Below are 13,556 nucleotides of genomic sequence, written 5' to 3' on the forward strand. Positions count from 1 at the left end.
AAATATGAGGTGGTTAAATGGGAAATGAGCAAGTGAAGTCTGTAAAGAAAGAAAAAAAGTTATGTCTTTGTATGATTGTTAAAAACGAGTCTAGAATTATGGAAAGATGTTTAAATGCTACGAAATCAATTGTAGATTTTGTTTCTATTTGTGATACTGGATCGACGGATAATACGCCTGAAATTATTGAAAATTGGTGTAAGGAAAATGAGATACCTGGGACGGTTCATCATGAGCCGTTTAAAAACTTTGGTTATAACAGAAGCCTAGCTGTTTCGTTAGCGCAAAAAACATACCCAGAAGCAGATTATTTATTAATATTAGATGCGGATATGATTTTAGAGGTTGATCCGAATTTCGATAAAACGAACTTAACGGAAGATCATTATCTTACATTACAATATGATATTCATATTAAGTATTGGCTTACACGGCTTTTAAAAGCGTCTTTACCATGGAAATCAGTCGGTGTTACTCATGAGTATTGGGATATAGATCGTTCCAAAGTTGGAGAGAATTACAATACGAGAGTAGCTAGGCTGGAGACGCTTGTCGTTAATGACCCTGGTGATGGTGGGAGTAAAGCGGATAAATTTGAAAGAGATGAGAGGCTGTTGTTACAAGGGCTGAGTGATCCAGAAACTACGCCAGATTTGCATATAAGATATTTATTTTATTTAGCCCAAACGTATTTTCATTTAAGTCAATTTGAAGATTCGATTAAATGGTATAAAAAACGAGTGGAAGCAGGGGGATGGGCTGAAGAGGTATTCTATTCGTTATTGCGAATAGGATTTTGTTATGAACAATTAGCAACTCGTTCAGCAAATAAACAACTTGAAGTAACAGAAGCGGATGAAAAAGAAAATGCTAAGAAACAAGAAGAGCAATTTACAGCATTAGCTGTTCTTTATTTTCAAAAAGCGTGGGAATATAGACCAACTAGGGCTGAGCCGTTATATCAACTTGCAAGAATGTATCGATTAAAATCTCAAAATAACATTGCTTTGATGTATGCTCTGCAAGGGAAGGAAGTTCCTTTTCCAAAAAATGATCTTCTATTTGTAGATTATCATGTATATGATTACTTATTTGACTATGAGATTTCTATAAGTGCTTTTTATATACCACATAAAAAACATTTAGGTGCAGTGTCACAAAAATTTTTGGAATCGAAAAAAGATGAGTTACCGTTGCATATAGCAAATATGGTAGAAAGTAATGCGAAATTTTATTAAACACAATTTCGGTTAAAGGAGTAGTGGAGTAATAATGGAATTAATACGATGGGCGCTAGAACTAGGAGAATCTGTGCATGGAAATACGTATGAAGAATTGTTGCCACTACTAGATTATTATTATGATCGTGATCATTTAAAGGCGTATTGTATCGCAAATCTTCTGTTAAACATGGACGTATCAGATGAACATCAGCAAAGAATTGAATTAAGAAGGTGCATTGCTGCTTATTATGCTGGACTATATAAAGTAGCAAAAAAACATGCAAAGGATCTTTTACTGAAATATCCGGATGTAGATTTATATAAGAATAATTTAAGGCTAATGGAAGCTTATTTGAATAAAGAATATGATTATTGTTTGTTTATATGCCCAAAGACGTATGGTAGTTTTATAGATGTTGCGCGAGCTTTGAAATGGCGATTGGAGCAAGAGGGAAATACAGCAATCATATCAGAAACAATACTCGAAAATGTGGGGAATACAATTGTTTTTGGAGCGCATACATATGCACATAGCCCACATCTCCTTCCGAAAAATGCAATTATTTATAATTTAGAACAGCTATATGAAGGAAGCCCTTATGCGCATCCTCTTTATTTAATGTTATTAAAAGATGAGGAAATTTGGGATTATAGTAAACAAAATATAGAATGGTTAAAACAAAGAGGAGTAGGAAAAGAAATAAAACATGTAGGCATGAACTATGCACCAACTTTAGAAATAAAAAAAGATGCATTTGATGAAGAATTAATTGAAGACATTGATATACTGTTTATAGGTGCTCTTAACCCAAGACGGCAAGCTATATTGGATCAATTAAAAGTCGTTGCCCCGAATTTAAATATTGTTTTTAAAAATAATGCATGGGGAATTGTTAGAAATGAGTTAATTGCTAGGTCTAAAATTATATTAAATATCCACTTTTACTTATCTGGTATTCTTGAAACTCCTCGAGTTTCTTATGCAGTGGCAAATAAGAAATTTATTATTTCGGAAAATAGCAACCCAGAGGACGAAATAGATTGGCCGGGTATTGTATTTACTCCGTATGAAAAAATAATTGAAAACGTAATGAAATATATAGAATTACCAGAAGAACGGAAAAGATTAGCGGAAAAAGCATATAACCATTTTAAAGCAAATGAAAGTTTAGGTACATTGAGCATGAGAGATGAAACAAAGTAATTGTACGAAACTCATACGAAAGTATGAGTTCTTTTTTGTTTATCATACTATTTTATGAAACAAGTTAACTCTTTATATTGTGTTTTGTATAGAAATTTCTGATAATATATAAGTAGAAATTGAAAACAAAGGGGAGAAATAATCATGAAACTAGTTGTTATTAACGGTACACCAAGAAAATTTGGTAGAACTCGCGTGGTGGCAAAATATATTGCTGACCAATTTGAAGGGGAGTTATTCGATTTAGCAGTAGAAGAACTACCTTTATATAATGGGGAAGAATCACAACGTGAATTAGAAGCGGTAAAAAAATTAAAGGCGTTAGTGAAAAATGCAGACGGCGTAGTGCTATGTACACCTGAATATCATAATGCAATGAGTGGGGCGTTGAAAAATTCGCTAGATTACTTAAGTAGTAGTGAATTTGTTCATAAACCTGTCGCATTACTTGCAGTTGCAGGAGGCGGTAAAGGTGGAATTAACGCATTAAACAGTATGCGTACTGTTGCTAGAGGGGTATACGCCAATGCCATCCCAAAACAAGTTGTGCTTGATGGACTTCATGTACAAGACGGTGAACTGGGTGAAGATGCAAAACCATTAATTCATGATTTAGTTAAAGAATTGAAAGCATATATGAGCGTATATAAAGAGGTGAAAAAGCAACTAGGGGTTGAGTGATATGTCATCTCTTTATAAAGATTCACGCTTGTATTTCATTCTAGGGGCCAATAGTCTATCAGCTATTGGTTCCGGTATTGTAATGATAACGATTCCATGGTTGTTAATTAAAGAGAGTGGAGGAGAGACAACGTTTGGTTATGTTTCCATCATCTCAACACTGATTATGTTTTTGTTAACTCCGTTTATCGGGCAAAGTATTGATCGTTTTTCAAGAAAATCTTTATTATTATGCAATGAAGGTATTGGGATAGCCGTAATCGGAATAATGGTTATATGGGGATTTGCTGGGCAATCCTATCATTCTATTCATTATATTCTTATTTATATAGCAGGCTCTTTTTACTATCTATTATTTTATCCTACAATTTTTGCGTTCAACCAAGAAATTTTTCAAGCAGAACATTATAAAAGTTTAAGTGGAACGATGGAAATACAAGGACAGTTAACACAAGTTATTTCAGGAGCAGCCGCGAGCTTCCTAATTGAAGTTGTGTCTTTGAAGTGGATATTGTTAGTAGATATGTTAACTTTTGCAGGAGCATTATTGCTATTTTTATGTATACCGTATGTCAAGAAAAAAGAGATTAAAAAGAAAATAACATTTAAGAAGCAATTGTTCGAAGGAATTCACTTTATGAAAAACCGTCCTAAGCTCTTTTGGTTCTTACTTGCTACTTATATGCCGTTTATAGGTGTCATGATGGCAAATTATTTAATACCAGTTTATATTTCGGATATACTTAAAGCTAATGCCTCTGTATACGCGATAGAGGGAATGATGTACGGTGTTGGAGCTGTTGTTGCAGGAATCTGTATTCCACTCTTAATGAAATATGTCAAAACAGAAGTTTCAATCGTTATGACGATGTGCATTTATGTAATTTCAATTACCGCAATGATTATTGAACCTTCCGTAATGTTGTTATATGGACTAGCGATTTTTCATGCGATTGGAAATGCGGGGACAAGAGTGGCGAGAAATGTATTGATGATGGAGGAAATCCCAAACGAAGTAATGGGACGTGTTGACAGCTTATTTCGATTAATTGGTACAGGAATAAGAATTGTATTATTAATGCTGTTTACAGCTGGTGTATCTAAAGCTGGGGTAATGCTTCCTTTTTACGTATTAAGCTGCATATTGATCTTTTCATTAGGAATCGCTATCTATTATGTACTTTCACAGCGTAAAGTAAGAACGAACGTTTCTAATAAATCAATCATATAAAGTGAAACTAATAATCAGTAGGTTTTTTTTCCATCCCACTGATTATCAGCCCTCACCAATCGGGCTTTAATGGGCAGCCCGATCCCCACTTAACTTTTTTGCTTTCGCTGAATTTTGAGGTGGGGGTCTTACTGCCCATTAAAGCGGGATAAAAAATACTTCTGCCTTCCTATCTTTTTCTATATAATTAAAAAGAAAGGAAGGCAGAAGTATATATGAACAAATGGATATTACTTATAATCTTATTATTACCACCACTATACATCCTTTATATGACCTTTCGAATGAAGAAAGTTGCTCGTGAAAAGTTGAGCCATCACTCTCCGTACGTTCTTATATTAGGTGCAAAGTTATTTGGAGATAGACCGTCTTTATCTCTTCAAAACCGTTTGGATGTAGCATTGGAATATTTAGTTTCTCATCCTGAAGCGAAAGTAATTGTTTCAGGCGGTCAAGGAGAAGATGAAGATATACCGGAAGCTCATAGTATGAGGAACTATTTAATGGTACATGGTATAGATGAGAGTCGTATTTTAATAGAAGATCAATCTACAAATACGTATGAGAATTTAAAGTTTAGTATAGATTTATATGATGTGAAACATGCGGTAGTTGTAAGCAATACGTATCATTTATATAGAACGAAAATAATTGCAAAGCGTTTAGGCATGAGGATGGAGGCACTAGCTGCTGAAACGCCAATGCGCTCTAAGAGAAAAATGTATGTGCGTGAATATGCCGCTATAATGAAAACAATATTGTTAGACCGTTAGAGCTCAAATGTGAGCTCTTTTTTGTTGAATAATGCGTATCATTTGAAATGAATTCCATATTCCATCAAAATAAAGGAAACAACGATAAAGGAGTTGTATTTGTGATTCAGTTTAATCAAGTGTCAAAATCATATGAAGATGGCACAAAAGCAGTGGATTCATTGCATTTAGAAATTAAAAAAGGAGAATTTTTTGTTCTCATTGGTCCGAGTGGTTGCGGGAAAACAACGACAATGAAGATGATGAATCGTTTAATTGAAACGACAGAAGGCTCAATTTTAATCGATGGAAAAGATATTCAAGAATACAATATTAATGAATTACGCTGGGATATAGGGTACGTGTTGCAGCAAATCGCTTTGTTCCCTCATATGACAATTGCTGAAAATGTTGCAGTTGTTCCTGAAATGAGAAAGTGGAGCAAAGAAAAAATAAAAGCTCGTGTCGATGAGTTGCTCCAGATGGTCGGGCTAGATCCAGATGTATATCGCGATCGCATGCCTGATGAATTATCAGGTGGGCAAAAGCAGCGTATTGGTGTCGTACGGGCATTAGCCGCAAATCCGAAAATCGTTCTTATGGATGAACCATTTAGTGCGTTAGATCCGTTAAGTAGAGAGCAACTTCAGAAGGATATCGTACAATTGCAAAAGAAGATTCAAAAAACAATTGTATTCGTAACACATGATATGCAAGAAGCATTATCACTTGGAGATCGCATTTGTGTTATGAAAGAAGGAAAAGTTGTTCAATTAGATACGCCAGAAGGAATTATACATAACCCGAAAAATGAATTTGTAGAAGAATTCATTGGGAATCGTGGAAGACCTTGGTATGAGGGGAAAAGTATTGAAGATGTATTGCCACTTGATGAAAGTATGCGGATAGAAGGGGAGGCACTATCATTACATTCTTCTTTACAAGAAGCATTAGTTCGCCTGCGAGCTGATGAAGTCGTTCCAGTTGAAGAAAATGGTCGATATGTTGGAGCTTTAACAAGTCGTCATATTGTCAATTATATCGTTGAACAAATGAAGGAAAGAGGCTAAACAGTGACTAATTTTATACAGACGTTTCAAGAACGAAAAATAGAATTACTAACTGCATTAAGTGAGCATTTACAAATATCGCTTATTTCATTATTTTTTGCAGTAATTATTGCGGTACCGCTTGGCATTTTATTAACGAGAAAAGAGCGAATGGCTGAATTTATAATAGGAACTTCTGCAGTAATGCAGACAGTGCCATCACTTGCATTGCTCGGACTATTAATTCCGTTAGTAGGAATCGGAAAACTTCCAGCGATTATCGCATTAGTTGTGTATGCACTATTACCTATTTTACGCAATACATATACAGGAATACGGGAGTTAGATGAATCTTTAATCGAAGCAGCGAAAGCTATGGGGATGAATAGTTGGAGAAGACTGTGGAAGGTAGAGCTTCCTCTTGCATTACCAATTATTATGGCCGGTATTCGTACGGCAATGGTATTAATTGTTGGAACGGCTACATTAGCAGCTCTTATAGGTGCTGGTGGGCTTGGTAAACTCATATTGCTTGGTATCGATCGGAATGATCATGCGCTTATCATTTTAGGGGCCGTACCAGCCGCGTTACTTGCTTTATTCTTTGATATAGTACTTCGGGTACTTGAGAGTCCAAAACGTTCGTCTAAGCGTGTTATATTGACGATATGTATTGTTTGTATAATGGTTGCTTCTCCATTTCTTTGGAATACAGAAAAGAAAGATATTGTTATTGCGGGTAAACTTGGATCAGAACCTGAAATTTTAATTCAAATGTATAAGCAGCTTATTGAACAAGATACCGATTTACATGTACAATTAAAACCAGGTCTTGGAAAAACATCATTTGTATTCGAAGCATTGAAATCAGGGGAAGTAGATATATACCCTGAGTTTTCGGGAACAGCTTTATCTACATTCGTGAAAGAAGAGCCAAAAAGTACAAATCGGGATGAAGTATATGAGCAGGCTCGCGTTGGAATGGAAAAGAAATATAGTATGGTTATGTTGAAACCAATGGAGTATAACAATACATATGCACTAGCTATGCCGAAAAAAATAGCAGATCAAAAGAATATAAGTACAATTTCTGATTTAGGAAATATTGCACAGGATGCTAAGGTAGGGTTCACATTAGAATTTGCTGATCGTGAAGACGGTTATAAAGGAATGCAAAAAATATATAACTATAAATTTTCAAATGTGAAAACGATGGAACCGAAATTACGTTACAGTGCAATTCAATCAGGGGATGTTAATGTAATCGATGCATATTCAACAGATAGTGAATTGGAACAGTACGGACTTAAAGTGTTAAAAGATGATAAAGGGTTATTCCCACCATATCAAGGTGCACCGTTATTAAGAAAAGAGACATTACAAAAATATCCTGAACTTGAAAAAGTATTAAATAAATTATCTGGAAAAATTACAGATGAAGAAATGCGAAAAATGAATTATGAAGTAAATGTGAATGGTAAAAGTGGTGAAGAAGTCGCAAAACAATTTTTACAAAAAGAGAATTTACTTCGTTAAATTTACAAAAAATATACAAATTCATATGTATGAAATGACCGTTCATTATAAAATGAACGGTTTTTTTGTGCATACTTATACATTTTTTCAAAAAAGTATTCCATTTTTCTTCATTTTCTTTTAGAATAAGTAATGTTTTCCTGAAAAAATATAAGAGAAGCGTCTATTAGAGAAAAAGGTGACTTTAATAGTTGAACGAACATAACACCTAGAATGACAGATGGGGTGGTACAAATAGAAAAGAAGTTAGGATTTTTTCCATTAATTGCATTAGTAGTCGGAACAATGGTTGGTGGCGGTGTTTTTAGTTTACCGCATGATTTAGCAGTAGGAGCAAATAGCGGCTCTATCATAATTGGCTGGTGTATTACAGCGATGGGAATGATTCCACTCGCGCTCGTATATCAAACGTTAGCAAGAAAGAAACCAGAGCTTGAGGGCGGGATTTATAGTTATGCACGTGCTGGTTTCGGTGAATATATCGGATTTAACAGTGCTTGGGGATACTGGTTAGCAGGAATTTTAGGAAACGTTGCAACAATCATGTTACTGTTTAGTACATTAGGTTATTTCTTCCCCATTTTTAAAGGTGGAAATAGTGTTGCGTCTATCGTAGGAGCATCACTTTTATTATGGACACTTCATTTTCTAATTTTATTTGGCATTCGTGAAGCATCTATTATGAATGTGATTGCAACAATAGGGAAATTGGTTCCAATCGTATTATTTATTGTTGTAATGGTAACAGCGTTTCGCTGGGATACATTTACACATGATTTTTGGGGAGAAGGAACTATTTCAGTTTCCTCTATACTTGGTCAAGTGAAGAATACAATGCTTGTAACTCTTTGGGTTTTCATCGGGGTTGAAGGAGCGGTAGTATTATCTGGAAGAGCGAAAAATAGTCGAGACGTCGGTAAAGCGACAGTATTAGGACTTATTTTAGTAATGTCTATTTATATTTTAATTTCTGTCTTGTCAATGGGAGCGATGACAAGAGGAGAGCTTTCTGTTTTAGAAACGCCGTCAATGGGACATGTATTAGAACATGTTGTTGGGACGTGGGGCGCAGTAGCGATTAACATCGGGTTAGTTGCTTCACTTGTAGGTACATTAATAGGTTGGTTTTTACTTGTTTCTGAAATTTCCCATGTAGCAGGAAAAGATGGTGTGTTTCCGAAAGTCTTTACGAAAACAAATAAAAAACAAACGCCGCATATGGCATTATGGATCTCAAATGGCGTTGCCCAAGTTATATTTATAATCGTTCTGTTTTCAGAGTCAACATATCAAATTATGTATTTCATAGCGTCAACATCAATTTTAGTACCATATTTATTATCAGCGTTATTCCAATTCAAATTAGTGATTACAAATGAACTAAAAGATGCAAAAGTGAAAAATGGTTCGCTAGCTTTAATTGCTTCACTTTACTCTGTATGGCTTATTTATGCAGCTGGTTTGAAGAATTTATTGCTCGTTTCAATCGTATACGGAATTGGGATCATTGTTTATGTGTACGCAAGAAAAGAAAAAGGAAATCGTTGTTTTACTCGTATAGAGAGATATGTAATGTGGGCAATTGTTGTAGCAGCTGTTACATCTCTTTATATGTTATTGACTGGAAATATAAAAATGTAAAAGTCCTTTTCATTTAAAGGGCTTTTTTCTTTGTTTATAGAATATTTAATACATAAGATATTCAGGAGGGATGAAAATGGAAGGAAAAGAACAGTTGACGAGAATTGTTGATTTAGCGAGTGAAGTAAGGAAAGTGTTAGTGCAAGAATCTTTTTTTAATCATCATCCTGAACTGCGAGGAGTGATTGAAAATTTAGCGAGTGCGGTAGAGAATTTGGCGGAATTACAGCAACATAAAGATGAAAACGCTGAAGATCGTTTACGATATGTACTTGCTAAAATGAAAATTGCTCATAATGCCATCTTACAAGAGAAAAACGCATTTCCATCTCATTAATATACGATTTCATTTTGAACCTGGCGGATAACGTCAGGTTTTTTGTTTCTAGTTTTGCGTTTCTTTCATACACTAAGAATAGTATGAAAAAAAGAAGGTGACGAAGGTGAAATTACATAAAGCTCTTCAGCCAAGTTTTATAAAACGAATGTACTATATGAGGTTTATTGGGAAGTTTACAAAAGCAGAGAGTGAGAAGAGTGGAGAGAATTTCTTTGTACAATGCCTATCGCCAATACCATTCACGTTGCAAGAGCAATTGAAAAATGAACCATATGTATTTGAAGGTTTATGTAGCAATAAAAAGAATGAAAAAGTCTTTTCGGAATTAAAGAAAAGAAAACTAGAAAAGCAATTGATTATGTTTCGTCTCTATTATGAAAGAGGACATATATACGTGGAGTTAATTTGTACAGAAGAAGCGCGAGAAATAGCAAACGGTTATAAAATGATTCCAGTACCTAAAGTTTCCGATTATAAAAAGGGAGAGTCTTTAGAAAGAAAACTTAATAATGGTTATTTGTCATTTCTAATGCCAAAATATCCGAAAGACTTTGAGCCTCCTGAGTTATTGTGGCATGAGGGAAGGTTATATGGAAATATATCTTTAAAGTCATCGTCAATTAGTTCAATCGCATATTTTGAACAGCAGCGGGAATGTAAGTATATAGAACTTAATGATTGGATGAAGTATGTAGAAATAGCGGTAGAAGATCAATTATATTTTGTAAGCAATCATGTGTATGAGCAATTAAAAAAACGAATAACTGAAGAAGGTAAGCTTGTAGAGGTAGAGGAAATAAAAGTGCAAAAGGATGAATGGGAATGGGATGAGCGTGAATCCGTCTTTTTACAGTATGTGAAAAGTTTTGTACGTAATAAAGGGCTATATCTGGATGAAACAGATATTTATAACTTTCATATAAGTACAAAAACAAATATGTTGACGATTCTGGGGGGGATACCAGGTGCTGGAAAATCCCGTTTTGTGCAAGCTTATGCAGAAGCACTTGGATTACAATACGGGGAAGAATTGGTTTGGATCCCGATTTCACCATCATATCAAGAACCACATGATTTACTTGGTTACCTTCATCCAAATGGTACTTTTATTGAAAGTGAAACAAAATTAGTTAGGGCGTTAATGAAGGCAAAAGAAAATCAAAATCAGCTGTATATAATCGTTTTTGATGAAATGAATATGTCACATATTGAGCATTGGTTTACTCCATTTCTATCTGTTCTTCAACTTGAAAAACAAAATCGTATTTTAAATTTATATGAAGGTTTGCAAGAAAAAGAAAATTCAATTCCGCCAACAATTGAAATTGGAGAAAATATTATATTTGTTGGTACTGTGAATTTTGATGAAACAACGAAGGAGCTCTCAGATCGATTATTAGATCGGACGAATGTAATAACTTTACGAAAGATTCCGTTTTGTGAGATGTGTATGGAGCAAGAGAAAGTTGTATTACAACCACCTCTGAAAGTAACTGCAGGAGAATTTCGCATAAATTGGGTCAGGAATAAAACGATGATTGAGGTGTTTTCTGAAGAAGAGTTAGAGCTATTAGATAAGTTACATGGTGTATTGTCATCACACGATACGTCAAAGGGAATTTCTTTTCGATGTGCAAATGCAATTGCTACTTATTTGCAAAATATACCGTTCCAAAATAATCATTCTTATATGATTAGTAGAGAGGAAGGATTTGATTTACAAATAAAGCAACGTGTATTGACGAAAATAAGAGGGACTGAAATGATGGTTGGGTCTTTACTTTCAGAGGAAGTAAAAAGGGGGGCAACATTAGTACCTCTTTTGCAATCTCCACTTGCAAACAGAGTATCTACATTTGAACACTCTTTAGCATATATAAGAGAAAAGCGTAGAGAACTGGAGTTGTATGGTTATGCAAAATGATGGGCGATACGAAACAGAAATCGTTGATACGAAAGAAACGCTTCCTTTTGTATTAAAGTTAATTATTGGAACGGAGTCAAAAGGAGAATATATTTTATTAAATCGTCTTTGTACCTCTGCAACAGCATTAGCTCAATGTATTTATAAAGTGCAAGAATTAAAACCAATTAGATTGCAATACCATTATGAAAATCCAATGAATATTACTTTTATATGGAATAAAGTCTATGAGGGACAGAAGAATATAAAAGAGACAAAATATGAAATAAATGACCAAAAACAAAAGGTATTAATATATGAACATGGAAAAACGGAATTCTTTTATCCATGGCGTTGTGGTTTATATCATTTTGAAGTGAATATAGAAGAGCGAACGTATTATGGCGCTTTTCAAGTCGTCCCCAAAAATTTTTTTGATGATCAATTTGAAATGATTCAAAACTATGTGAAGTCGATTTTAAATGAGTTGATTTTAGATAGAGGTTATTATAAAAAGACTTTCTCTGCACTTAGCGATATTGAAGATTCTTCTTATTTAGTGTTACTTAGAAAGTTGCCGCAAAAAATGAAAAAGATAAAGCGAATTTTTAAGAAAATAGAATCAAGTTCAAAATTTATACATGAATATAAATGGGAAGAAAAGGAGCGGAAAGCAACGAGGAAAGGAGCGGTAGTGGCGGAAAGAAAACCGTATGCAAAATATTATAATCGTAAGTTTATCGAACAAAAAAATAGTATGGAAAATGCATTTCTTAAATTTAAAGCGATGCAATTTTATCTCTATTTACTTGAAGCGGAAAATTTTTTGCGTCAAACAATTGAAATATTAGAAAGAGAAAAAAAGAAGAAATCAGAAGAATTTCAAGCTGTAAAAACGATTATACAAACAATTGAGCGTAATGGATCAGTGACCGATAGAGAGAAACAAAAATATAAAAATATACATTTACTAAAAGAGGCGGATTTACGAAAAAGTTCTATGAAGATACAAGAATATAAAATTTTAGCGCATTTTGTACATGATAGTGTACAATACTTTCAAACTTTAATGCATTCTCCATTTTGGAGAGAAGTTTCTGAAACGGGTAAGATGAATTCATATAATTTACCGATACCACATCAACAATTACTACAGCATTTAGATTTACTTCCACAATATACAGATCAATCTCCATCTTTATTATTTGTTTATAAACCAACTTTTTTAGTGTATGAATATTACGCTTTTTTTATCGTTATTTCCATGTTAGAGCAAATTGGTTTTGAAGCTAGAAATTCCATTCGTGAACAAATACAAGAACATTTTTATGTAGATGGATTACAAGATGGAACGACAGTAGTTTTACATCGAGATGATATGAAAGTCCATGTCGTATTTAATGATTTAATTGAAACACATCCTCTTATTGCATTAAGTAAAGGGAGTAATTTTTATAATGGAGAAGACACGAAGAAGCCGGATATTCGCTTAGACTGTTATGTAAAGGAGGAAGAGAAATACGTCTATCAATCTTCTATTATTATTGAAGTGAAGTATAGCCCAATGTACAATATTTTTCAACATGTTGGGAATACGAAAGCAACTGAGCAAATGTATAAGTACTGGTCTATAAAATTTGTAGAAGAACAGGGTGGAAAGCGAATCTATCATCGAAGGGCCATTTATGAAGTCATTTGTGTATACCCAGGAAGTCATATGCATAGTAAAAAAATTGAGTCTGGATGCGGTGTTTTTTTGCAATTATATCCATATAAAACGAAACAAGGAGAAGAGAAATTAGCGGGGAAACATGGAATGGTACAAATTTTTGAGAAGTGGTTAAAAAACATGAAGAAGTAAAAGAAATCCTTTTTTATAAAGGATTTTTTTAGATTAAGAAGAATTATATGCAGTATGGGAGACAGCTTCATACGATATGAATTTGCAAGTAATAGAAATATATTGTGAGACGAACGGTACATGAGGGATAAAAGG

At 34.0% G+C, this 13,556-nt stretch carries 11 protein-coding genes; all 11 read left to right on the forward strand.

All coding sequences use genetic code 11. From position 1 onward, the window contains the following. Positions 1 to 17 precede the first annotated feature (17 nt). The 11 genes from RCJ96_RS13075 (at position 18) to RCJ96_RS13125 (ending at position 13,421) form a co-directional block, all read left to right on the forward strand. Positions 18 to 1,238: a tetratricopeptide repeat-containing glycosyltransferase gene (locus tag RCJ96_RS13075; protein ID WP_074607776.1), complete on the forward strand. Its 1,221-nt coding sequence runs from the start codon at positions 18 to 20 to the stop codon at positions 1,236 to 1,238. A gap of 34 nt (positions 1,239 to 1,272) precedes the next feature. Continuing rightward, positions 1,273 to 2,427, forward strand: a complete 1,155-nt coding sequence (locus RCJ96_RS13080) for a glycosyltransferase family 1 protein (protein WP_270795157.1) — start codon at positions 1,273 to 1,275, stop codon at positions 2,425 to 2,427. A 144-nt stretch (positions 2,428 to 2,571) separates the two neighbouring features. After that, positions 2,572 to 3,108 carry an NADPH-dependent FMN reductase gene (locus RCJ96_RS13085; protein WP_074607773.1) on the forward strand — a complete coding sequence of 179 codons (537 nt, stop codon included), beginning with the start codon at positions 2,572 to 2,574 and terminating at the stop codon, positions 3,106 to 3,108. 1 nt (position 3,109) lies between these two features. Further along, on the forward strand, positions 3,110 to 4,339 hold the full coding sequence (locus tag RCJ96_RS13090) for an MFS transporter (RefSeq protein WP_270795155.1): 1,230 nt from the start codon (positions 3,110 to 3,112) through the stop codon (positions 4,337 to 4,339). Positions 4,340 to 4,554: 215 nt separating this feature from the next. Beyond that, complete coding sequence (locus tag RCJ96_RS13095; RefSeq protein ID WP_001045793.1) at positions 4,555 to 5,112, forward strand: YdcF family protein; 558 nt, start codon at positions 4,555 to 4,557, stop codon at positions 5,110 to 5,112. Between the two features lie 101 nt (positions 5,113 to 5,213). After that, positions 5,214 to 6,161: an ABC transporter ATP-binding protein gene (locus RCJ96_RS13100; protein ID WP_074607771.1), complete on the forward strand. Its 948-nt coding sequence runs from the start codon at positions 5,214 to 5,216 to the stop codon at positions 6,159 to 6,161. Positions 6,162 to 6,164: 3 nt separating this feature from the next. Continuing rightward, positions 6,165 to 7,676, forward strand: a complete 1,512-nt coding sequence (locus tag RCJ96_RS13105) for an ABC transporter permease/substrate-binding protein (RefSeq protein WP_074607770.1) — start codon at positions 6,165 to 6,167, stop codon at positions 7,674 to 7,676. Between the two features lie 213 nt (positions 7,677 to 7,889). Then, complete coding sequence (gene arcD, locus RCJ96_RS13110) at positions 7,890 to 9,317, forward strand: arginine-ornithine antiporter (protein ID WP_000129464.1); 1,428 nt, start codon at positions 7,890 to 7,892, stop codon at positions 9,315 to 9,317. Between the two features lie 76 nt (positions 9,318 to 9,393). After that, positions 9,394 to 9,654 (forward strand): LemA domain protein, encoded by a 261-nt coding sequence (locus RCJ96_RS13115; protein WP_074610378.1) that lies wholly within the window; start codon positions 9,394 to 9,396, stop codon positions 9,652 to 9,654. Positions 9,655 to 9,760: 106 nt separating this feature from the next. Continuing rightward, the gene (locus RCJ96_RS13120) at positions 9,761 to 11,581 is read left to right on the forward strand and encodes an AAA family ATPase (protein ID WP_139302905.1); all 1,821 of its coding nucleotides are present in this window, start codon (positions 9,761 to 9,763) and stop codon (positions 11,579 to 11,581) included. After that, complete coding sequence (locus tag RCJ96_RS13125; protein ID WP_416503797.1) at positions 11,571 to 13,421, forward strand: hypothetical protein; 1,851 nt, start codon at positions 11,571 to 11,573, stop codon at positions 13,419 to 13,421. The genes RCJ96_RS13120 and RCJ96_RS13125 overlap by 11 nt, the downstream gene beginning before the upstream one ends. Positions 13,422 to 13,556 lie beyond the last annotated feature (135 nt).

The organism is Bacillus sp. BSL6 (genome assembly GCF_052928345.1).